The organism is Neolewinella aquimaris (assembly GCF_014197245.1).
Lineage (GTDB): Bacteria > Bacteroidota > Bacteroidia > Chitinophagales > Saprospiraceae > Neolewinella > Neolewinella aquimaris.
The window spans coordinates 102725-125413 of sequence record NZ_JACIFF010000010.1 but is presented as its reverse complement, the minus strand read 5'-3'; the positions used below and the strand labels follow the sequence as shown (position 1 = coordinate 125413).

Below are 22689 nucleotides of genomic sequence, written 5' to 3'. Positions count from 1 at the left end.
GGTGGTTTGGTTTTAGTAGCCTTCGGTCTGGCGGAGGTTAGGGTTGGAGAGAATCTCGGAGGAGGGGATGGGGTACAGATTATAGATAGCCGATGTAGTGCGGCCTTCGGGTATGCCACCCTTCCAGGGCCAGACGCCGTTGGTGGAGAAGGAGTCGAAGCGAATAAGGTCGGTACGGCGGTGGGCTTCCCAGTAGAGTTCGCGGGCGCGTTCGTCGAGGATGAAGTCGAGCGTCAGGTCGGCGTCGGTAATGTTGCCGGCCGTGCCGTTGTAGGCCCGCTCGCGCAGCGCATTGACCAGTTCGAGGGCCCGGTCCCGGCTACCGCCGCCACCGCGCAGCACGCTTTCGGCGTACATGAGGTAGGCATCGCCGAGGCGGAACATGGGGAAGTCGGTATCGGCAAAGCGGGGGTCGCTGCCCACTACGCCATCGCTCGTCACGTTGGTGTACTTCGGTACGGCGTAGCCCTGGGTAAATTCGGAGATGTTGTCGATTTCGAGGCTCTGGCCGTCGGTGTAGAAAATGGCGCGCTCGTCGGCTTCACCCGTTACGTCGGGGAATTTGTTGACCAGGGCCTTCGTCGTGCGCAGTCCGAACCAGCCGCCGTTGATGCCGTAGTCTTCGGGATTCATGCTGCCGCCGACGGGGGCGTGGGTCAGGTAGGTAAGGCCACCAAATCCCTGGGTGTTGTCCCCGTCGAAGGTGATGGTCCAGATGAGTTCGTTCGAGGTATGGTTGTCCGCCTTGAACAGGTCGGCGTACTCTTCCTCCAGGCTATATGCACCGGAGTCGATGATTTTTTCCAGTGCCGCTACGGCTTCACCGTTGCGCTCCTGGCCGGTGTACACTTCGGCATTCTGGTAGAGTTTGGCCTGGAGCATGTAGAGGGCTCCGCGGTCGGCCCGTCCGTATTCCGCCGCCCCGATGGCCGGCAGTTGGTTCTCGATGGCGGACAGCTCCGACTCGATGAAGGCGAACACCTCGGCGCGCGATCGCTGGGCGGGCGGGCTGCCGCCGATTCCATCCTCCTCGGTATAGAAGATCACGTCGCCGAACATGTCGATCCCGTGCCAGTATGAGAGGGCGCGCAGGAAGCGGGCTTCGGCACGAAAGCCTTCCACCGTTGGCCGGAATCCTTCCCGGATGCCGCGTGAGTCCAACCGCTCGGGGGTGGTCTCGCGCAGGAACTCGTTGGCGATGCTCACCTGGAAGAAGATGCGGTAGTAGATGGCCCGGATGAACTGGTTGTCGCTGGTCCAGGACTGGTAGATGAGCTCGGGCAGGCCGGCGTCGCCCCAGGCAATCACGGAGGACTCCGTAGGCAGCTCCTGGAGTTGCCAGTACTGCCGCAGGTAGTTGGAGAAACCCTCGTCGAGGCTGGCGATGTCGGAAGCGCCGGCGGGTCCCTGCTGACCGGTCACGGAAAGTCCGGCATAAATGCGGGCGAGAAATGACTCGTAGTTCTCTTCCTCACTCAGGACCGCATTGGGGTCGGCCTTGTCCTGGGGCAGCAACTCGAGGTCGGTACAGGCCGAAAGAGCGAGTCCGAGGAAAAGCAGCAAAAGTGCTCGGTATTGCATAATTTTTATGGTTGTCGCCCGGGGCGGGGCGGTTGGTTTGTTGATTTGGTTACAGGCCGATGCGGGCACCGAGGGTGTAGATGCGGGCGCGGGGGAAGGGGGAGTTATCAATGCCGTTGCCCTCCGGATCGTTGCCGCTGTAGTTGGTCAGGATGAAGAGGTTCTGGGCGGTTGCGTACACCCGGAGGTTGAGGGCGTTATTGGCGAGCTGACCGAAGTCATAGCTTGCCGTCAGGTTGTCCAGGCGCAGGAAGCTGCCGCTTTCCAGGTAGTAATCGCTGAAGTACTGCGGGCGGTCAAAGCGGGTGTACACAGCACTGGCGTGTACGTTGCTTACGTAGTTGGCGCCAAGGTCGATGCGGGAGAGGTTGCCGCCGTTGGAGGCGGCGTTGTTGTACACGTAGTTGCCGAGGTTGCCACGTAGGGTGAAACCCAGGTTCAGTTTGCCGTAGCGGGCGTTGGCGGTGAAGCCGAGCAGCACGTCGGGCATGGGGGCCTCGTTGATGGTGAGGTCCTGGTCGTTGAGTACGCCGTCGCCGTTGAGGTCCTCGTAGATGTCGAGGTTGTTGGCTACGCCGTCTTCGTTGTAGTCTACGCCGTCGCGGAGGGGCCGTCCGTCCGCGCCGTACTTCTGCTGGTAGAGGTAGAAGGAGTAGGGGGTGGCGCCGACGCGCAGGAGCTGTACGGTGTTACCCACCCCTCCGGCGATGCCGCCGGTTTGAATATCGGCACTGCCGCTGCCGGACAGGCGGGTGATCTCCGTCTGCTGGAAGCTGACGTTGCCGGTTACGTCCAGACCGAATTTCGCCTGATCGACGATGACGCCATTCAGCGTGAGTTCCACGCCCTGATTTTCCAGTGCGCCGATATTGGTGGTGACGCGGTCGGAGAGGTTGGTTCCCGCCGGAACGTTGACCGTAAAGATCAGGTCGTCGGTGGTTTTTTGGTAATACTCCACGATACCGCTCAGTCGGTTGTTGAAGAAGCCGAAGTCGAGGCCGACGTTAATGCTGGAGGTTTCCTCCCACTTCAGGCTTTCGTCGTACGCATTGGGACGGATGGTGGATACGAAGCGATCACCGAACTGGTACTGGGTCCGCTGGTCGCTGTACTGGTACACGGGCAGGTAGAGGTAGTCACCGAAATCCTGGTTGCCGGTTACGCCGTAGCCGACGCGCAGCTTGAGCTCCGAGAAGGTATTGTTCAGGCCGGCAGCAAAGTCTTCCTGCAGGATGCGCCAGGCGAGGGCGGCGGAGGGGAAGAGTCCCCAACGGTTGCTGGGTCCGAAGCGGCTGGATCCGTCGCGGCGCAGGGAGGCGGTGAAGAGGTAGCGCTCATCGATGTTGTAGTTGAGGCGACCGAAGAAGGAGATCAGGCGGTTTTCCACGACGCTGTTGTAAGCGAAGATGTCTTCCGCTACTCCGGGGTTGGCGGTGCCAAAGGCATCGGTGGTAAGATTTTGTCCCTGGATGGAGGGACCTTCGAAGTTAAAATCCTGGTAGGAGTAGCCGACCTGCAGGCTGGCGGTCTGGTTGCCGAATTCCTTGGCGTAGGTCAGGTAGGTATCGAACAGCTTGCTGGTGCGCAGGGCGTTGTTGATGTTGAACTCACCGACGAAGCCGTTGGTGGCCAGGGTAGCGAAGGTGGTGGGAACGAAGCGATTGCTCTCGCCGCTGTTCACGTCGAAGCCGAGGACGGCCTTATAGCTGAGGCCGGGGATGAGGTCGTCAAACTTGTATTCCAGGTCGAGGTTGCCGATGCCCCGGTAGGTTTTGCCGGTGTTGCTAATCTGCTCGGTAGCGCTTACCGGGTTGCGGGGAGCCAGGGAGTTGCCGTACTCGAAGAAGCCGGCGTAGGCCGTGTTGTCGGCATCGTAGATGGGTTGGGTGGGATCGAAATCCAGGGCGGCGTTGATGACGCCGGGGTCGAATACGTTGTTCTCGTTGGCACCCTTGATGCTGGCGCCCACGATGAGCTTGTCGCTGAAGAGCTTCTGGGTGAAGTTGAGGTTGAGGCTGATGCGCTCGGTCTCGGCTCCGCGCAGGACGCCCTCCAGTTGCTGGTAGCCGGCGGAGACCCGGTAGGTGTTCGTTTCACCGCCACCGCTGATGCTGAGGTTCTGTTGGGTGCCGTAGCCGGTCTGGGTAAGCTCGTCGAACCAGTTGGTGGAAGTATTGCCGAGAATCCCGAGGCGTTCGGGAGCGGCGAAGGTGACCACGTTACGGAAGGCCTCCGCGTCGAGATTCTGCTGGCGGTTGATCACGCTGGAGACCGTGCCTTCCGCGCGGTAGCTGATCGAGGGGGCGCCTGAACTGCCCTTCTTGGTGGTAATAAGGATGACACCGTTAGCGCCCCGCGAACCGTATATGGCGGCCGCAGAGGCATCCTTCAGTACGGTCATGGACGCGATGTCGTCGGGGTTGAGGAAGTTCAGGGGACTACGCCCTCCGGCAACGCCGTCGTTCGCAAGGGGCACGCCGTCGATCACGTAGAGGGGGTCGTTGCTGGCGTTGATGGAGGTACCGCCCCGGATGCGTACCGTGGGTCCTTCGCCGGGATTGCCGCTGCCGCTGCTGATGTTGACGCCGGCCACCTTGCCCGCGATCAGGTTGGTGGGGGAAACGATGGCACCCTGGTTGAAGGATTCGTTGTCGATGGTGTTGACGGAGCCGGTGAGGTCCGACTTCTTCACCGCGCCGTAGCCTACCACCACTACCTCATCGAGCAATTGACCGGGCTGGATGGCCAGATCGATGGTGGTGCGACCGTTGATGTTCTCGATCACGGTGGGGTAGCCGGTGTAGCTGAACTGCAACTGGGTCACGCCTTCGGGAACCTCCAGGGAGTAAACTCCGTCGAAGTCGGTGATGGTACCGGTCGATGTTCCTACGGCCAGAATACTGGCGCCGATGAGGGGCTCGCCGGACTCCTGGTCGGTGATGGTACCGGCGACGGTCGTTTGTGCCTGCACTAAAGCGGTGAAGCAGACGAGTGCGACCACGAGTAATCGATGCATAGTCGGGCGATTAAGTAGTTTCATATAGAATTTTGGCGAAGCGGAACCTAAAATATCCGCATTTTCAGTTGAGGGCCGCAAATATCCATAAAATAAGTGTGGCCCCCACACCTTTGCTTGTTAATGTTCCGCGCACGGCTATTTCCACATTTCATTGCACCCGCGTCCCCGCCCCCCTACTCCCGCTCCATGCCGCGAAGCCGGCGCTTCCTCCCCAATTTTTGGATTGATTGCCGGAGTTCTGCCGCAGTCTCAATCTCCTGTAGGGTGCCGAGTGAAGCGGCAAAGGCCACCACCCAGCTGCAGAAAACGAGCACGAAAAGGAAGTAATAGCAGAACGCCTGCAACACCACGTTGCGGGCGTCGATGGTGGAGGCATCCGTGTACACGATCCAATCCAGAAAGGCGAAAAAGAACTGGCCGATCACCGTATCGAGTAGGTAGATGAGGGGGAAGGCCACCAAAATGATGAGGAAAAACAGCCCGTAACTCACGGCCAGATTGGTATACGTCATCCGGAAAACCCCCGCCGGCGAGGGTCCGCCGATGTACCCGCTCACGCCCAGCGTAACCAGAAAAGGGAAGGTGAGAAAAACCACCAGGGCCACGGCGGCACCACTAAAACTCAGCCCCAGCGCCAGCAACCCGCATACGGCCAGCAACCGCAATTCACGTGCGGACGACCGGGCAGTCGGCACCAGGTCGGTGTACCGGTACAGTAGATCCAGGGCCAGCCGGAACATCCCGTAGAAGCCCAGTGCCACCAGTACGCTGAAGGAAAGGGCCCGCCCCCGCCCGAAGGAAGCCGTGAGTTCGTAGAAGTTCTCGAAATCGCCGAAGAGGTAGGCCACGAACTGGTAGCGATACTCCGCCGGCCCGCCGAAGGAAAAGGACAGCAGGCAGTAGACCAGGGCCAGCAGCAGCGCTCCGCTAAGCAGCCGACCCAAATTATTTCGCAGCACGGCGAAGGTCAGGGAGAGTTGCTCGCCGGTAGAGCGAATGGTCCAGAACTTCCGCGGCCGGGATTCCACTACTGACACCCGCCCGGCAGGCAAGGACGGCTCCCCCCGCTTCGCCACCGTGCGCGGATACACGATGTAGTACCAGCCCACAAAGAGAAAACAGAACAGGATGAACGCAAAGCGCAGGCCGTCGGGCAGATCGGTTTGCCGGGTCACGTAGCCCTCCAGAAAACCGGCAACGATGAAGAGGGGCACGGTGCCCAGCATGATCTTGATGCCCGCCCGGGCCGAGCGTCCGAAGGCCTGAAGGCGGGTAAGCGTATCGGGAAAGAGCAACCCGCTGCCCATGGTGATCCCCGCCCCACCGGCGATGACGATGCTGCTAATTTCGAGCGCGCCGTGGATCCAGATGGTGAGCAGGCTTTCCCGGAATACGTCGCTGCCCGAAGCGAGGTAAAAGGCGGTCGCGAACACTCTCTCCAGTCCGTCCCCGCCCGCCGTAAGCAGCCAGCTCAGTCCGCGCAGCAGCCAGCCGGTGGCTGGATCGAGTTCGGGAGCACTATAGTCGCCCCGGGCGTAGAAGAAGTACTGGAACACCCCCAGCATTACGCCGTTGCGGACCAGCATCACAATGCTGCCCACGCAGAAGAAGGCCCCCACCACGAAGGTGAGCAGGGCGACAAAAAGATTATTGAGGGTGATGTGCAGCGCCATGCCGAACTCGTCCTGCGATCCGTAGACCGCCATCGGGTCGCCATCGGCGATGTTGGCCTCGGTCATGCGTACGTAGTCGGCCCCAAGAATCATCTCCGCGAAGTCGGGATCGATACGGTAACTCAGGATCCCGATCAGCATCGAGAGCAGGAAGACCGCCAGTGCGATGGCCAGGGGCAGACGGTTGTGGTAGACGGTGCGGGGCAGCTCGTCGGTCCAGAACGTGAGGAAACGACTCAACTCCCCCCGGCGGCCGCGGTAGATCCGCAGAAAGGTGCGCTGCGCCAGCCCGTTGAGATAGACCCGGACGGACCGGTTGGGGAAAAAGGTGCGGGAGATCGACAGGTCGTCGGTGGTGTGCACGTACAACTCACTGAGCAATTCCGGATCCTGGTCGGAACGTTTGAGGGCTTCCTCGTAGCGTTCCCACTTGTCCTTGTTCCGCTCGATGAAGTCGGTCTCCCGCACGGTGGGCTGCTTAGTTTTGTCCGCTCATGCGGATGGCTTCCTGCACGTCGATGCGCTGGCCGTCGTTCATGGCGACGACGAAGGCATCCTTCACGCCCATCTTCTTGAGGCGGTCGCGGAGGTTAGCGGCATTCTGGTAGGTGCGGAAGCGGCTCACGACGACTTTCTGCATGCCGTTCTGGTCGGTCAGGTCGAGGGCGTCGCCGGTGGCCATGTCCGAGTTCACCTTATTCTGTTGCTGGGCGTAGGCACCGAGTTGCACCTGGAAGACTACCCCCTTTACCTGGGCGGCGGGCTGGTCGGTGATCATCTCGTCGGGCTGGCGGGCGGCTTCCATGGCGGCCAGTTCCTGGCGCAGTTGCTGGATCTCCTGGTAAGCCTGCTCGGCGGAGGCTTCGGCGGTGGAGAGCTGGTTCTGCATCTCGCCGCTCTGGCTTTCGAAGCCCGTAAGCTGCTGCCGCAGGTTCGCCATCTCTTCCTGGCTGCGCTCGCAGTCCTCGACAAAATCGCGCAGGGCGGCGGGGTTTTCGCGGTATTCGGCGGCGCGGGCATTCCAGTCGGTGCCGTCTTCTCCCACGACGGGCGCGATCTTGGGTGAACAGCCGGCCAGCAGTACGGCGGCAAGGAAAAGAAACGATGCGTTTTTCATGGTTCTAAGTTTGGGGCAAAACTACGGTACCGGAACCACATCGATCGATGCCCATTTGCGCGGCCGCCGGATGCGGAAGCGGGAAACTATTTTATTTAGACTATGTATAGACAGTGATCGATTACGTATCTTCGCCCCGTATTCACGTACCAACCCAACGCTCATGCCCTTCACCCTTCCCGCTGCCGCATCGTTGTTCAAGCCCGGTCAGTCCGGCACCATTGAGCGCTTTACGAACGAGCATCTGGCGGGCAAGCTACTGGACATTGGCGTACGCCCCGGCTCCCGTCTTCGGGTGGTGCGAAAATCCCCCTTCGGCGGCAGTTGGTACGTAAAGATTGACCGACAGTGTCTGGCGTTGCGAAAGAAAGAGCTGGCATGCATCATGGTCAAATAAAGGCCACCCCCGTCGTCGGCCTGGTAGGCAACCCCAACAGCGGAAAATCCTCCCTCTTCAATATACTCACCGGTCTGCGGCAACGGATCGGCAACTTCCCCGGCGTAACGGTAGAGAAGAAAGCCGGCATGCTCCGACTGCCCGGACTACCCACCGTGGAGCTGATTGACTTCCCCGGGGCCTACAGCTGCTATCCCACCAGCCTCGACGAGCGCCTGGTCGTGCAGGAACTCACCAACCCCGCCGGCGACCTGTTCCCGGATGCCATCGTGTACGTGGCCGACATCACCAAGCTCGATAAGCACCTGCTGCTCTTTACCCAGCTCAGGGACCTGGACCTGCCCATGATTCTGGTGCTCAACATGGCCGACCTGATGGAAAGCGACGGCCTGACGGTGGATATTCCCCGCCTCAGCAAGGAACTCGGCGTACCCGTACTACCGGTCAGTAGCCGGGACCACCGGGGCATCACGGAGCTGAAGGCCGCCATCACCGACCTGCTGCGGGCCCCGGATGCTTTCCGTCCCCGCCAACCCTTCTACGAACCCGGTGCCAGTGCCCGCGACGTCCTGGGCGAACTGCGCCGCGAACTGCCCGCCCGCAACGATTACCACGCCCTGCTGCTCACCCACCACGCCCCCTGGCTGAAGCACATTCCCGAGCGTACCCGCCACAAGGTGCAGACCGCCCGCGTCCGTCACGGCTTCCACAGCCTGCGCGCCCAGGTGGAGGAAACGATGGACCGCTACAATAGCTTTGAGCCCATCGTGAAGTCGACCGTGCGCCACGCCGGTGACACGAACTCCTACAGCGACCGGATCGACAACATCGTTACCCACCCCATTTTCGGCCCGATCATCTTCGTCGTGCTGATGCTGCTGCTCTTTCAGGCGCTCTTCGCGTGGGCGAGCGTGCCGATGGACCTCATCGAACTCACCTTCGGCACCCTCGGAGAGACGATTCGGACCACCCTTTCCGAGGGTTGGTTCACGGACATGCTGGTGGATGGCATCATCGCCGGACTGGGCGGTGTGCTGGTTTTCGTACCGCAAATTGCCATTCTGTTTTTCTTCATTGCCATCCTGGAGGAGGTCGGTTACCTGGCGCGGGCCGCCTACATGTTCGACAGCCTGATGCAGCGGTTCGGCCTTAATGGTCGCTCGGTGGTGGCCCTGATCAGTGGCCACGCCTGTGCCATTCCGGCCATCATGAGCACGCGCACGATCGCCAACTGGAAGGAGCGGCTGCTCACGATTCTGGTCACGCCGCTTACGTCCTGTTCGGCCCGAATTCCCGTCTACGTCATCCTGATTTCCTTCGCCGTTCCGCAGGTCACCTACCTCGACGGGCTCATTGGTCTGCAGGGGCTTGCCTTTGCCGGACTTTATTTTCTGGGTATCGCCAGTGCCATGCTTTCGGCCCTGGCCTTCAAGCTGCTGCTGCACACCCCCGACCGGAGCTTCCTGATGCTCGAACTGCCGGATTACCGTACGCCGGTGTGGCGCAACGTTACCACCACGGTGTGGCAAAAGTCGAAGACCTTCGTACTCGAAGCCGGCAAGATCATCCTGCTCATCAGCATCGTCCTGTGGGCCGCATCTACTTACGGCCCCGCGCGTGACATGGCTGCCGCCGAAGCGCAGGTGGAGGAAACGGCGGTGGCGCAGGAGCTGACTGAAGCCGAAGCAGCTGACCTGCTGGCCTCCGAACGGCTGGAAGCGAGCTATGCGGGTCACCTCGGCAAGTTTATCGAGCCCGTCATTCGCCCCCTGGGCTACGACTGGAAGATTGGGATCGCGCTGCTGACCAGTTTTGCCGCCCGCGAGGTATTTGTGGGTACCATGGCTACCATTTACAGCGTGGGCAGCTCCGACGATGAGTTTCGTATCCGCGAGCGCATGGCCGAGGAGCGCAATCCGGTCACGGGCGAACCGACATACAACCGGGCTACCGCCTGGAGCCTGCTCATTTTCTACGTTTTTGCGATGATGTGCATGTCTACCCTGGCCGTCACCAAGCGGGAGACCAACAGCTGGAAGTGGCCGGCCATTCAGTTCACCTTTATGACGGTCATCGCCTACGTGGGTGCCATGGTAGTGTACCAATTGCTGGCGTAACCCTCCACGCGCTTCAGGCCGTACCTTTGCCCTTCTGACCTTTCGAATCTTGCGGCATTTCCTCACCATTTTGTGGCTGATCGTACTCCTTCCGGCACTCGCGGGGCAGTCGGGGCAAAACCCCTTCGAGCTTACGGACCGGCTGGCCGAGGAGGATCGCACCGCACCGCCCGACAGTTCGGTCAACCCCTTCGACGTTCACCAGGAGGACGCACCGGCCAGTGTGCGTTTGCAACCCGTAGCAAGCGGAGCTGAACCGCGGGGTGGGCGGGGCGTCATATTTATTCACCTACTGCTCCTGCTTACCATGGCAAGCCTTTACGTGCTGTTTCGTGGGTTGCTGCGGCAGTGCATCTCGGCCATCTTTAACGACAACGTGATGACGCAGCTGTACCGACGGCGTTCCGGAGGGCAGGTCAGGGCGCTTTGGTTGTGTTACACCTTCTTTTTGTTGTCGGCTGGCTTCTATTTATATCTATTTGCCGCGGAGTATGGAGTGGGGCTCGGGATGGGTATTTGGGGGAGCTGGCTCACCTTAAGCCTGATCGTGGCATCGGCGGTCGGACTTAAATTCGTGGTACTAATGCTACTGGGCCGTATTTACTCGTTGCGCAAGGAATTAAGCCGGTATGCCTTTGCCCTGATGGTGTTTTCCATCCTTACCGGTTTGTTGTTGGTCCCCGTAAATCTACTGATTAGCTATGCGCCGGTGCCGTGGCGCCCTTACTTCCTGTACGGAGGATTTGGGATACTGGTGCTCATCTATTTACTGCACCTATTGCGGGGCCTGTTCATTGCCAACCGATATGTGGGCAGTAGACCGCTGCATTTTTTGTTATATATTTGCACCATCGAAATTGCTCCTCTGCTCCTATTATACCACTATCTGAGCAACACATTTAACTAAGCGGAGGATCCCTAAAAGACTCACTGATTACAATCGACACCTATGGCGGCTGAAAGTCAATCCCCACAGGAAGGGTACAAACCCATACGTACCATCCTGGTCTCCCAGCCAGAGCCCGAGCGGAGCCCGTTCGCCAAACTGGAGGAGAAATACGACCTTAAAATCGACTGGCGCCCCTTCATCGAGGTGAAAGGACTGTCGGAAAAGGAATTTCGGAAAGAACGGATACGTCCCGACGAGTTCACGGCCATCATCTTTACCTCTAAGCTGGCCATCGAGCACTTCTTCCGACTCTGCAAGGCGTTGCGTATCGAAATGAGCCAGGATACGAAGTACTACTGCATGACCGAGGCAATTGCCAATTACCTGCAGAAATTCATCGTTTACCGCAAGCGCAAGGTGTTCTACGGCCAGCGGACCATCCAGGATCTGGCTCCTACCCTCAAAAAGCACCGGAGCAAGGAGAAATTTCTCCTCCCCACCGGCAACCTCGGCTCCGAGTTCGTGGCCCAGTACCTCGACGAGAACAATTTCGACTGGACGCCCGCCCTCATGTACCTCACGGTGTCCGCCGACCTGAGTGACCTCACCAGCGTATTCTACGACGTGATCATCTTCTACAGTCCACTCGGCATTGACTCTCTCTACGAGAACTTCCCCGACTTCAAGCAACGGGACACCCGCCTTGCCGTTGCCGGCCGCAAGACCACCGCTGCCGTCGAAAAACACGGCCTGACCGTCAATATCGCCCCCGATCCCCCCAAAGTGCCCAGCATGGGCATGGCCCTGGAGAACTACCTGAAGAAGTCCAACAAAAAGTAGATGGCGGCTGCCGCAGCGGGTACCGACTACCTCGATCGAATCCGTAAAGGCCTCTCTACCGGACAATTGCCTGGATACCCGGCCCAGGAGATCATGGGCCACGCACTCCGCCAGGAATATTCCCAGGCACCGGATACCGCCCGCTCAGCCTCCGTCCTCGCGTTGATTTATCCCGTTCGGGATGAAATGAAGCTGCTCTTCATCCAACGGACTAGTCCTCCCGGCGACCGCCACGGCGGACAAATTTCCTTTCCTGGCGGGGCAGCGGACGCTAGCGATGTCAGTCCCGCCGCTACCGCCCTCCGCGAAGCCCACGAGGAGGTCGGCATTGACCCCGACGCAGTCGAACTCATCGGCGAACTGACTCCCCTATACATTCCCATCAGCAACTACCTGGTCAATCCCTTCGTAGGCTACCTCCCCCATCGCCCGACGCTGGTGCCGCAGGCGAGTGAAGTGGAACGCATTCTGGAGTTGCCCCTGGCCGGATTTTTTGCCAACGATGCCGTAGCCTTCCACGACAAAAGGCTCTTCAACGGAATGATCCTGAAGGAGGTTCCCCACTGGGTTGTCGCCGGCGAAGCGGTGTGGGGCGCGACGGCCATGATCGTTGGCGAGTTGGTTGAATTAGGTCGTCGGCCGACCGGGTAAGACGTCGTCGGCCGACCGAGGCACGTCGTCGGCCGACCGAGGCACGAGGCTCGTCCGCCGACTAGCTAGTAGGGTAATTCAGCAGTTGCTTGTGATGATGCTTGTTCAGGGCCCGACTCGGCGGACGAGCGCAGGCTCGGCCGACGAGGGGCCAGTCGTCGGCCGACCGAGGTACGAGGCTCATCCGCCGACTGAGCCGGGGGGATTTACAATATACCGTTTCCGATGTACCATGTACCATTTGGCTACCGCACGGGAATGCACACCCCGTAGGGCCCGACTCGGCGGACGAGCTTAGGCTCGGCCGACGAGGGGCCCGACTACGCAAACCCCCGAAACACCTCCCCCAGCTGGATAAATTCCTCCTCGATCATCGCCCGCCATTTTTCCTGTTCGGTGGCGTGCTCGGAGGCCGGCACTCCTTCTACTTCCTCCCGCAGTTCCTGGACTACTTCGAAGAAGAGCTCGGGTTCACGGATGAGGAGCGCGCGCATGGCGGACTTAAGTTCTTCGCGGGTGAGGTGAGAGGTGGGCATGGCAGACCAATTGGTATTTGTCTAAGTTAATAATCCACTGGAAAATAGGAAGGTTGTGTCAATACAATCCCTATAAAGTCTCATGGTCGAGTTACCACAAACCTCTCCGGCGACTGACTCAATCACATATTTAGTACTTCGTAATTTAGGCCAAAGCCTTAAATACCGTCACTTGTTTCGCTTGTTTTCAGCCGTTTAGCCATGCCGGATAATTGTTACACCAGGAACGCACGCCGCTTTTTGGAAGTCGCCTTCCATCCCGTAGCGCGGCCGGAGGCCGCATTTTGCCTGCGCGGTCTGAGACCGCGTTGTACTTGCGCCCCGATAGCTATCGGGTGAGGCCGCACTGTACTAGAAGGTAATGTCGTCGCCCGAGGCGTAGCCGTCGGAGTGGCGGGGAATGTAGTGGGTGGCCCGGAAGTAGAATCCCGCCAGCACCCCGAAGACGAAGCCGCCGATGTGGGCCCACCACGCGATGCCCGTGCCGGCACTATCCTGCAGACTGGCAAAGCCGGCCGACGACTGCTGGTAAAACCAGAATCCCAGGAACAAAAAGGCCGGTACCGTGATGCGAAAAAAGAAAAAATACCCCCGCACGTTGGAACGGGGAAAGAGCACGATGTAGGCACCCATCACCGCCGAAAGCGCCCCGCTGGCACCCACCGCGGGGATCGGACTGCCGCTGTTGAAGTAGATGTGGCACAAACCCGCCGCCAGTCCGCCCAGCAGGTAGAAAACGATGAACTTAGGGCTTCCGATCGTCGCTTCGATGTTGTCGGAAAAAATCCAGAGGTACAGCATGTTCCCGAGTAAGTGCAGCCACCCACCGTGCAAAAACATACTCGTGATGAGGGTGGCGTACCCACTGCCCGACTGAATGCGCTCAGGAATCGTACCCCACATATAAACAAACTCCTGGCCGGCCTCCATTCCCAGACTATACTGGTAAGCAAAGACCAAAACGTTGAGGGCAATCAGGCCGTACGAAAAGTGGGGCCGGTGGCCGCCGCGAACCTGGTCATCACCAATGGGAAAGAACATAGGGATTTACAATTTACCATTTACGGATGTACCATATGCCATTCGCTACCGCACGGCTCCGGCTACCGCTCGCCCGTTACTAAGCGTACGATCAATTGATACGGCTTAGGTTCCTCAACGGCGGCATCGGGATAGGGTTCGAGGCGGAGGACCTGAATGGTACCCCCATCCGTCATCATCACCCCCTCGCCATCCACCACGATCGACTCAGACTCGAAGGTCCCATTGCGAAGTACCCGCACGGCAACGACCGCCCGACCCGCCTGGATACACTGTACACCGGCAGGACAACGGCTATCCTCCACCACCTCAACGAAGGTGAGCAGCTCGGGAGATTTCTTCCGGACCGCCGACTCACCGCTAAGCAAGCTCACGGTCTCGTCGACGCCTAGCAGGTGGACGCCTTCGGCAAGCCGGGGGCTACATCCGAGTGTGAGAAGACATAGCAAGGGAAGGAGCACCTTCATCGGGCACCGTAGGTCATCTTCACGAGCCGCAAGCGGTTGCGATGCTCGCTGGGTAGCACGAGCTCATTGCTGGCTACCTGCACTCCGTCGCGGAAGCGAAGCCGAAGATCGAGGTCGCGGGTATGGAACAGGCTGTTGCGGTCAAACTCCCCACGGCCGTTGAGTACATACTCACTGACCGTATTCTCGAACCGGATCTCGTCGTTGAAGAGAAACCGCAGCCGGCTCGGACTTTCCAGAATGAAGAAACTGGAGTACACGCCGTTGTCGTCCTGGCTGTACTGCTTCTTGTGCATAATATTGCTCCAGTGGGGCGTGCCGTCGGGATTTACGGCGAAGACCACGATCTCATCGAAGTGGTAATCGACCAGCGGCCGACCGCCGTAGGTATTGAGGAGCTGGTTCTGGGCGGCGGCACCCCGTCGCTGCAACCGCCGGTCGCGTTCGGTGATCATGATCATGCCCCCGTCGCGGCGCAGTACGGCATTGCGCACGGTAAGGTCGTTGATCCCCGGATTGCGTTTGCTGTACTTCTTGCCCTCGACGTTTTTGACCAGGTTGAGGGGGAACTCCTGAAATCGTGGGCGCAGCAATTCCCGGGGGTTATCGGGGTTGATCCATAAGTAAAAATAGCCTTCGGCCCGGATGAAATCCTTGGTCGAATAAAGCCCTCCGGCCGTTAACCGCCGGTTCATATTGTCGTAGCGAAAAAAGACGTCGTAGGTGAGGCTGTCGCCCAGGTTTACGTCGATCATCCCCGTCTGCCCGCCGTCGGCCCGGTGGGTGTACACTTCGTAACGGTGCTTCTTGCGTTTGCTCTTGAAGTTGTCGCGCTCCACGACGAAGTACATGTCCCCACGGTTGCTGATTTCAGCCTGGAGGAAGTCCTCATTGTAGAAGAATTTTTCCGGCTCTACCTCTTTGTCGTAGAGCAGCACCATGCTGTCTAGGTCGATGCCGAGATAGCGGGCCTTGCTCTGTTGTTCCACGAGCAGCATCAGCAGCTTCGACTCGTCCTCCGATTTGAAGATTTCGTCTTCGGGGGAACTGACGAATAGCCCGAAGTCGACGAGGGTCACGCTATCCTGTAGGTTACCGGCCGGATTGTAGCGATCGAGCTGCAGGTGATTGCGGCCCCGCTCGCGGAAGAGGTACAGCAAGTGAAATCCGCTGCCGTCCTGGTCGGAAATCGCCTCCAGCATACGGATGTTACGCCCCCGCAGTTCCAGGTCCTTCTCCCACACTTCGTTCATGCTGCGGCCGTAGGCAGTGAGTAGGTGTTTGTTCTCCCGATCCTGGAGCAGCAATACCTGGCCGCCGAGCTTACCCACCAGGGTATATTCGGTATCGTTGCGCATCGGAATCTCCTCGCTGACGGTCAGTACCTGAGCGAAGACCGCGCCGGGGCAGCAGGTGAGAAGAAAGGCAAAACAGCAGAGGAGTACACGCATGGAGAGTAACGGTTGCGTCGGAGGAATCAACTAAAGATAAGACGGCTAACCGGGGAGGGAAGTTTTAGCGGGAGGATTGCATATGGAAGCTGAATGGAATCCTGGAATTTCATAATTTACGTGTTATGACACGATTAAGCTTACTTTTTCTTCTCTCTCCTTATTTGTCCAGGGGTGCATGGACAGGGTTTCGGCTGGTGGAACGATCGCCACGACTGGGACGGCGTATCGCCCTGGCAAAATTACCTGATCCTATCCCCCGCCTTTATGGGTCCTAATGCCCTGCCCGTACCGCACCTGCGCAACGGATCCATTCGGCAGCGACCGGAGTTCAGCCTGGCGGCCGAGGGTCACTTCAGCCGGGGCGACGATACCCAGAACATCTACGCCGAGCTCTTTCTGCCCCTGTTTTCCGACCGCGTGGGCTTGCGCGTTTCCAGCGTGCCGCTCGAGCATTACCGCATGACGCCGGAAACCCGCGACTTGCGACGCGCCCGGGATTACGACGCCCGGGGGACGGCGTACGGTGACATTTACCTCGGCACCCACATTCAATTGCTGCGCGATCGTGCCGGGCTACCGGACTTGCTCCTGACCGTCAATGTGCGCACCGCTTCCGGTACCCGCTTGTCGGCGGCACGCTTCACCGATACCCCGGGCTACTTTTTCGACCTCTCCGTGGGCAAAAGTTTCGCGCTTGCGGAGGAGAAACTTAGCGTCAGACCATTCGCTTTGGTGGGCTTCTACGTCTGGCAAACATACCACCGGAACAACCCCCAGAACGACGCCTTCCTCTACGGACTCGGTGCGGAGGTCGCCTACGGAAAGTTTGAACTGCGCACCGGAATGGGCGGCTATAGCGGATATAGAGGGGATGGGGACCACCCCCTGGTTTACCGAATCCAGTTGGCGACCCGTCGGAATATGCCCCTCGATTACGTACTGCGCTTTCAGCAGGGCCTGCACGATTTTCCCTTTTCCTCCCTACGGATAGGCATCGTATGGCGACCCGAAAGGAAGAAAGGCCCCGCAAAAACCATTTCGCACTAAAGTATGGACGGGAGTATACCTCATTGAGACGGAAGGCAACCCGGACTGCCCACGGCACGGTGTACCTTCGGATACCCGAAACCCGTACCCGTAAATGCGCGCCCTATTATTTGCCTGCTGCCTTCCGTGGCTTTGCTTTGCCCAGTCCGGGATTTCCCTTACCGGCACCGTACTCGACGAGGATGGCGCGGGCGTGGAGTACGCCACCGTCAGCCTGCTGCAGGCTTCCGATTCGTCGTTGCTGGTGGGCGGGGTCGCGGGTGCCGGGGGAATCTGGCAATTGCAAACAACTTCGGTAGGCGAATCCGTGCTGCTGCGGGCCAGTTTTCTGGGCTACGAAGCGACGTACTCTCCGGTGTTTACCGTGGAACGCCGCTCTTCCGCCGTTGCACTGCACCTGCGCACCGCCGCCCAGGTCCTTGCGGAAGTTGAAGTGACGGGCAGGAAGCTGACCGATCTGCACCGGGTCGATAAGCAGGTTTTCGACGCCGCACAATTCAGCAATGCACGGGGCGGAACGGCCACCGACGTACTGCGCAACCTACCGGCCGTAAGCGTGGCGGCCGACGGGACCATCTCCGTACGGGGGACCGACGGCTTCCAACTGGTGATCGACGGCAAACCCACCCAGGGTGATCCCCTCACCATTCTGGCCCAATTACCGGCCAATGCCATCGAATCGGTCGAGTTCATCACCTCCCCCTCGGCGAAGTACGACCCCGACGGCAAGGGCGGCATCCTCAACATCAAAACCCGCCGCGGCAGCCTCAACGGATGGGCCGTGACCGCCAACGCCAACCTCGGTCTGCCCAGCGTACAACCCTACGGCAATGCCGAGCGGCCCCACCGCTACGGCGCCGACGTAACGGCCGGGTACCGCGGCAGCGACTGGGAGTACACCCTGGGCCTCGATTACCGCCGCGACGACCTCGATGGCCAGCGCATCGGCTACGTCAATACATACCGCAACGGCATTCTCACCGAATTCCCCTCGGCGGGCGAACGCAGCTTCGAGCGGGAAAACTACTCGGCCCGCCTGGCCGTCACCCACGACCTTAGCCCGAATCAGCGCCTCAACGCCGGATTCTACGCCGGTAAGCGGACCCAGTACCGTACGGCTGATATTCTCTACACCAACCAGCGGCGGACACGGGTGGCCACGGAGAACTTCCCCGGTCCGGAAGCCTACTACGATCGCTATCTGGCCACCGGCGACGTGCTCCAGAGCGGCGAAATACTGAGTAACGCCACCTTCTACAACGAAAATTTGCGGGTACGCCGGGGCGATTTCTACATTGCTTCCCTCGATTACAAACTCGCCCTACCCGACAAAAGCGTGCTTGCCCTGAGTGGACTCTACGAACGCACCGTCCTCGGCGGACCTTCCGACAACCGCATCCTCTCCTGGCCCGATCTGCGGGACACCATACAGCTACAGTACAACGACAACGACAATCCGCTCGACGGCATCCGCCTCCAGGCCGATTACGAACGGCAACTCGGCGAGCTCAAGTGGGAAAGCGGCTATCAGTACCGCTACCTGAAGCACCCGGGCGACTTCGTGTACCTGGATAAGGACTTCGAAACCGGTGAGTTTGTCGTGAATCCGGAGTTTACGAACGGCATTCTGCTGCGGCGGGACATCCATTCCGTCTACAGCCAGGTCAGCGGCGCGGGCGACCGCCTCCAGTACAGTGCCGGACTGCGGCTGGAGTACTTCGACCGCCGCGTCGGGCTCGACCGGCCGGATGCTACCTACCGCCTCGACCGCCTCAACCTCTTTCCCTCCGCCAACCTGAAGTATCAGCTCCGCGAGGGCCTGGCCCTGAAGGCCGGCTACAGTCGCCGGATCGAGCGCACCACCACCTTCAAAATGACGCCCTTCCCCGAGCGGGAGCACAACGAGACCCTCGAACAGGGCGATGCCGAACTACTTCCTGAGCTGAGCGACATTGTCGAGGTAGGCCTGACCGGCAACTGGGGCGACAACTCCGCCTTCGCGAACCTTTACTACCGCCAGGTCAGTGACGTCATCAATCGCGTCAATACCGTTTACAACGACACCATCCTCAACCGGATCTATACCAATGCCGGGGATGCGCGTGCCTACGGTCTGGAACTAGGTACCACCCTCTACCCTACTCCGGCGTGGCGGGTGTACCTGAGTGGCAACGTCTACAACTACCGCATCGAGGGGCGGCTCTTCGACGCTCCGGTAAATACCGCGACGACCGTGTACTCCATCAGCGCCAATACCGACCTTTCCTTCACCAAGACCTTCAGTGGTCAACTCGGCCTCGACTACCTCAGCGATCGGGTGACGGCACAGGGGGTGGACAGTCGTTTCTTCAATCCTTACCTCTCGCTGCGCAAGGAGTTTCCCAAGCAGCGCCTTTCTATCCTCTTCCAGTGGCAAAACATCGACCTCGGCCTCTGGGACGCCAACGAGCAGCGCATCACTACCCAGCAGAGCGACTTCTTTACGACCACGAATTACGTCTATGAGGTGGATGTTCTGCGGCTGGCGGTGAGCTACCAGTTTACGCAGGTGAAGCGGGAGCGGAAGTTGCTGGAGAGTGAGTTTGGGGGGCGGGAGTTTTAAAGGCGGATTTGCTTTGTGGCTTTGCTCGCTGCGCTCGAGAGAGTTTTTTAACGCAGATTGTAAACGGATTCGCTGCGCTCGGGCACGGATTTTCGCGGATTTGCTTGACGGCTCTGCTCGCTGCGCTCGTGGGGATTTTTAACGCAGATTGACCGCAGATTCGCTGCGCTCGGGCACAGATTATCGCGGATTTTTGCTCCGCTGTGGCAGGTGTTAGGAGGTTTAAGGCAGATTTGTTTGACGGCTCTGCTCGCTGCGCTCGTGGGGATTTTTAACGCAGATTGACCGCGGATTCGCTGTGCTTAGGCACGGATTTTCGCGGATTTTGCTCCGCTGTTGCGTGCGTTGAATGGTCAAAAAAACGTACTGGCACGTTGCCGCAAAAAATCCGTGAAAATCTGCGACTTAAATCTGTTTCAATCCGTGTTGAAAACCTACCACCCCCTAGTGCGCCAGCACATTTGCCGCAAAAAATCCGTGAAAATCTGCGACCTAAATCTGTTCCAATCCGTGTTAAAAATCCGCCACCCCCTAGTGCGCCAGCACTTTTGCCGCAAAAAATCCGCGGAAATCTGCGACCTAAATCTATTTCAATCCGTGTTGAAAATCCCTCACCCCCCCATTAAGTAACTTAGCGCCGCCAACATCCCCCACCAAATGCGCTTGCTTCTTTTCCTTTTATACTTCGCCGTAGGACCCTTACCCCACGCCTCGTGGGCTCCCGCGCTCCGCGCCCAAATCACCACCCCCGACGAATTTCTGCCCCACCAGCTCGGTGAGACCTTTACCCCCCATCACCTGCTGGTCGATTACTACCAACTGGTAGCCGGCGAAAGCCCCCGGGTGACCCTGGAACAGTACGGCTCCACCAACGAAGATCGCCCCCTGCTGCTCGCTACCGTAAGCACGCCGGAAAACCTGGCCCGCATCGACGCGATCCGCGAGAACAACCTGCGCCGCACCGGTCTGCTCGACGGGGCCACCGACCCAGCCCTTAACAATATTGCCATCGTATGGCTCTCCTTCAGCGTGCACGGCAACGAAGCGTCCGGATCGGAAGCCAGCATGGGCGTGCTCTATGACCTGGCCAACCCCGATAATGCCGAAACCAGTAAGTGGCTGGAAAACACTGTGGTGCTCCTCGACCCCAGCGAGAATCCCGACGGCTACAACCGCTACACCAACTGGTACCGGCAGATGGCTAACCGCTTCGTCGAAGCCGACGGCGCCACCCGCGAGCACCAGGAGCCCTGGCCGGGCGGGCGCACGAACCACTATATGTTTGACCTCAACCGCGACTGGGCCTGGCAAACGCAGGTCGAAAGCCGGCACCGCATCATCAAGTACCACCAGTGGATGCCCCAAATTCACGCCGACCTCCACGAGCAGGGCTACACCTCGCCGTACTACTTCGCGCCCGCAGCGGCCCCCTTCCATGAGTACATCACCGACTGGCAGGGCAACTTCCAGACCGAGATCGGCCAGAACCACGCCCGCTACTTCGACCAGAACGGCTGGCTGTACTTTACCCGCGAACGCTTCGACCTGCTCTACCCGAGTTATGGCGATACCTACCCCACCTTCAACGGCGCCATCGGGATGACCTACGAGCAGGGCGGCGGCAGCCGGGGCGGACGGGCCATCGAACTTCCCACCGGCGACACCCTCACCCTATACGACCGCGTCGCCCACCACCGCGCAACGGCCATTAGCACCGTCGAGATCGCCTCCCGCGAGGCGGAACGCCTCACTAGTGAGTTTGCCAATTACTTCGCGAATTCCTACCGCAACCCGCAGGGAGCTTACAAGACTTACGTGATCAGCGGCAGCAACTCCCCCGGTAAACTCCGCGCCCTCACCACCCTGCTCGACCGCAACGGCATCCGCTACAGCCGGGCAACCGAATCCAAGGACTACACCGGCTTCGATTACGGCAGCGGACGGAGCGGCAAATCACGGATCGCAACCGGCGATCTCGTAATCTCCGCCCACCAGCCCCGCGCGGTACTTACCCAGGTGCTCTTCGATCCCTCTTCCGTCGTGGAGGATTCGGTGACCTACGACATCACGGCCTGGTCGATTCCCGCCGCTTACGGATTGGAAACCCGCGCCAGCACCGACCGCATCCAGCTCTCTACCGAGCCCTTTACGTTGCCCGCCTATACCAATCCGCTAGCTAGCGTGGATATCGAGACCGCCTACGCCTTCGCCTTGCCCTGGGAGGGGATGAACAGCGCCCGCTACCTCGCCGCCCTGCTGCGGGCCGGCATTCAGGTGCGCACGGCCGAAAAAGATTTCACCTTCGGCGAGCAGCGTTTTCCGGCGGGAACGATGATCGTCAACCGTGGCGACAACCGGGTGACCCCCGACTTCGCTGAGAAACTGCGTCGCCTCACCGACGAGTACGAAGCCGAACTGACCGTACTCAAGACCGGCTTCAGCGCCAACGTCGGCGGTGATCTGGGCAGCAGCAACTATGCCCTGATCAAGGCACCAAAGGTGGCTACCCTCTCCGGAGAAGGCATTTACAGCAATGAATTTGGCCAGGTCTGGTACTACTTCGAGCAAGATTTGGAGTATCCCATCAGCATCTTCCACCGGGAGGATGTAGAGGATGTCTTCACCGGCGACTACGACGTGCTCGTACTGCCCGAGGGCCGCTATTCCTTCTCCGACGACGAGCTTTCCTCCATGACCGATTGGGTACGCAGCGGCGGCAAGCTCATCGCCATCGGTGCCGCCAACGGTAGCCTGGCCGGGCAGGAAGGTTTCGGCCTTACGAACAAAGAAACCAAGGACACCCTCTCCGACGAAGCTAAGCAGGAGAAATTACTCCTCCCCTACGCCGGCCAGGAGCGTCGCTTCATCGCCGGCTACATCCCCGGTGCCATCATCGACGTGGAAATGGACAATACCCATCCGCTCAGTTTCGGGATTGGCGAGCGCTATTCCTCTCTCAAAGTGAGCGACGACGCCTATGCTTACCTCGAAAACGGCTGGAACGTAGGACGTATTCGGACGGGGGCGCAGGTGCAAGGGTTCGTGGGCAACGAAGCATACAGTAAGATCCAGGAAACCCTCAACTTCGGCGTGGAACCGATGCAGCGCGGAGAGGTGATCTACCTCGTTGACAATCCCCTCTACCGGGCCTTCTGGGAAAATGGTAAGTTTCTCTTCGCTAACGCACTCTTTCAGGTGCAGTAAGTTTTATATAACACCGGGGGGAGGACGGACGTAGACGGTTTCGGTCTGATTTGT

The 22689-nt window shown here is 59.5% G+C and carries 16 protein-coding genes; 8 read left to right on the top strand and 8 right to left on the bottom strand.

Going from position 1 to position 22689, the window contains the following annotated elements; all coding sequences use genetic code 11:
- Positions 1 to 12 precede the first annotated feature (12 nt).
- From GGR28_RS17555 to GGR28_RS17540, 4 genes are all read right to left on the bottom strand, one after another.
- Positions 13 to 1581, bottom strand: coding sequence for a RagB/SusD family nutrient uptake outer membrane protein (locus GGR28_RS17555; RefSeq protein ID WP_183497136.1), 1569 nt, complete (start codon positions 1579 to 1581; stop codon positions 13 to 15).
- Between the two features lie 49 nt (positions 1582 to 1630).
- On the bottom strand, positions 1631 to 4597 hold the full coding sequence (locus GGR28_RS17550) for a SusC/RagA family TonB-linked outer membrane protein (RefSeq protein ID WP_183497135.1): 2967 nt from the start codon (positions 4595 to 4597) through the stop codon (positions 1631 to 1633).
- A 176-nt stretch (positions 4598 to 4773) separates the two neighbouring features.
- Positions 4774 to 6741 carry a stage II sporulation protein M gene (locus tag GGR28_RS17545; protein WP_183497134.1) on the bottom strand — a complete coding sequence of 656 codons (1968 nt, stop codon included), beginning with the start codon at positions 6739 to 6741 and terminating at the stop codon, positions 4774 to 4776.
- 10 nt (positions 6742 to 6751) lie between these two features.
- Positions 6752 to 7390: a hypothetical protein gene (locus tag GGR28_RS17540; RefSeq protein WP_183497133.1), complete on the bottom strand. Its 639-nt coding sequence runs from the start codon at positions 7388 to 7390 to the stop codon at positions 6752 to 6754.
- Positions 7391 to 7553: 163 nt separating this feature from the next.
- On the opposite strand from GGR28_RS17540, the gene GGR28_RS17535 reads away from it, so the two are divergent.
- The 5 genes from GGR28_RS17535 to GGR28_RS17515 are packed head-to-tail and all read left to right on the top strand — an operon-like array spanning position 7554 to position 12284.
- Entirely contained in the window at positions 7554 to 7787 is a 234-nt protein-coding gene (locus tag GGR28_RS17535) for a FeoA family protein (RefSeq protein ID WP_183497132.1), read from the top strand.
- Positions 7769 to 9904, top strand: a complete 2136-nt coding sequence (gene feoB, locus GGR28_RS17530) for a ferrous iron transport protein B (protein ID WP_183497131.1) — start codon at positions 7769 to 7771, stop codon at positions 9902 to 9904. The genes GGR28_RS17535 and feoB overlap by 19 nt, the downstream gene beginning before the upstream one ends.
- 49 nt (positions 9905 to 9953) lie before the next feature.
- Positions 9954 to 10811, top strand: a complete 858-nt coding sequence (locus GGR28_RS17525) for a DUF4271 domain-containing protein (RefSeq protein WP_183497130.1) — start codon at positions 9954 to 9956, stop codon at positions 10809 to 10811.
- Between the two features lie 42 nt (positions 10812 to 10853).
- Complete coding sequence (locus GGR28_RS17520) at positions 10854 to 11633, top strand: uroporphyrinogen-III synthase (RefSeq protein ID WP_183497129.1); 780 nt, start codon at positions 10854 to 10856, stop codon at positions 11631 to 11633.
- Positions 11634 to 12284, top strand: a complete 651-nt coding sequence (locus GGR28_RS17515) for an NUDIX hydrolase (protein ID WP_183497128.1) — start codon at positions 11634 to 11636, stop codon at positions 12282 to 12284.
- A gap of 320 nt (positions 12285 to 12604) precedes the next feature.
- Here GGR28_RS17515 and GGR28_RS17510 read toward each other — a convergent pair whose 3' ends face one another.
- The 4 genes from GGR28_RS17510 to GGR28_RS17495 form a co-directional block, all read right to left on the bottom strand.
- The gene (locus tag GGR28_RS17510; protein WP_183497127.1) at positions 12605 to 12820 is read right to left on the bottom strand and encodes a hypothetical protein; all 216 of its coding nucleotides are present in this window, start codon (positions 12818 to 12820) and stop codon (positions 12605 to 12607) included.
- Between the two features lie 351 nt (positions 12821 to 13171).
- Positions 13172 to 13861, bottom strand: coding sequence for a rhomboid family intramembrane serine protease (locus tag GGR28_RS17505; protein ID WP_183497126.1), 690 nt, complete (start codon positions 13859 to 13861; stop codon positions 13172 to 13174).
- A 62-nt stretch (positions 13862 to 13923) separates the two neighbouring features.
- On the bottom strand, positions 13924 to 14310 hold the full coding sequence (locus GGR28_RS17500; RefSeq protein ID WP_183497125.1) for a hypothetical protein: 387 nt from the start codon (positions 14308 to 14310) through the stop codon (positions 13924 to 13926).
- A 14-nt stretch (positions 14311 to 14324) separates the two neighbouring features.
- Entirely contained in the window at positions 14325 to 15779 is a 1455-nt protein-coding gene (locus tag GGR28_RS17495; RefSeq protein WP_183497124.1) for a hypothetical protein, read from the bottom strand.
- 174 nt (positions 15780 to 15953) lie between these two features.
- On the opposite strand from GGR28_RS17495, the gene GGR28_RS17490 reads away from it, so the two are divergent.
- The 3 genes from GGR28_RS17490 (at position 15954) to GGR28_RS17480 (ending at position 22635) form a co-directional block, all read left to right on the top strand.
- A complete protein-coding gene (locus GGR28_RS17490) occupies positions 15954 to 16829 on the top strand; it encodes a hypothetical protein (protein ID WP_183497123.1) in 876 nt (291 codons plus the stop codon).
- A 94-nt stretch (positions 16830 to 16923) separates the two neighbouring features.
- Entirely contained in the window at positions 16924 to 19431 is a 2508-nt protein-coding gene (locus GGR28_RS17485; RefSeq protein WP_183497122.1) for a TonB-dependent receptor domain-containing protein, read from the top strand.
- Positions 19432 to 20088: 657 nt separating this feature from the next.
- Complete coding sequence (locus GGR28_RS17480) at positions 20089 to 22635, top strand: M14 metallopeptidase family protein (RefSeq protein ID WP_183497121.1); 2547 nt, start codon at positions 20089 to 20091, stop codon at positions 22633 to 22635.
- The last annotated feature ends 54 nt before the right edge of the window (positions 22636 to 22689 follow it).

Excerpts from the sequence above, each read along its gene's own strand:
- GGR28_RS17555 (WP_183497136.1), bottom strand. The coding sequence starts at position 1,581 with ATGCAATACCGAGCACTTTTGCTGCTTTTCCTCGGACTCGCTCTTTCG.
- GGR28_RS17550 (WP_183497135.1), bottom strand. The coding sequence starts at position 4,597 with ATGCATCGATTACTCGTGGTCGCACTCGTCTGCTTCACCGCTTTAGTG.
- GGR28_RS17540 (WP_183497133.1), bottom strand. The coding sequence starts at position 7,390 with ATGAAAAACGCATCGTTTCTTTTCCTTGCCGCCGTACTGCTGGCCGGC.
- GGR28_RS17535 (WP_183497132.1), top strand. The coding sequence starts at position 7,554 with ATGCCCTTCACCCTTCCCGCTGCCGCATCGTTGTTCAAGCCCGGTCAG.
- feoB (WP_183497131.1), top strand. The coding sequence starts at position 7,769 with ATGCATCATGGTCAAATAAAGGCCACCCCCGTCGTCGGCCTGGTAGGC.
- GGR28_RS17520 (WP_183497129.1), top strand. The coding sequence starts at position 10,854 with ATGGCGGCTGAAAGTCAATCCCCACAGGAAGGGTACAAACCCATACGT.
- GGR28_RS17515 (WP_183497128.1), top strand. The coding sequence starts at position 11,634 with ATGGCGGCTGCCGCAGCGGGTACCGACTACCTCGATCGAATCCGTAAA.
- GGR28_RS17510 (WP_183497127.1), bottom strand. The coding sequence starts at position 12,820 with ATGCCCACCTCTCACCTCACCCGCGAAGAACTTAAGTCCGCCATGCGC.
- GGR28_RS17505 (WP_183497126.1), bottom strand. The coding sequence starts at position 13,861 with ATGTTCTTTCCCATTGGTGATGACCAGGTTCGCGGCGGCCACCGGCCC.
- GGR28_RS17495 (WP_183497124.1), bottom strand. The coding sequence starts at position 15,779 with ATGCGTGTACTCCTCTGCTGTTTTGCCTTTCTTCTCACCTGCTGCCCC.
- GGR28_RS17485 (WP_183497122.1), top strand. The coding sequence starts at position 16,924 with ATGCGCGCCCTATTATTTGCCTGCTGCCTTCCGTGGCTTTGCTTTGCC.
- GGR28_RS17480 (WP_183497121.1), top strand. The coding sequence starts at position 20,089 with ATGCGCTTGCTTCTTTTCCTTTTATACTTCGCCGTAGGACCCTTACCC.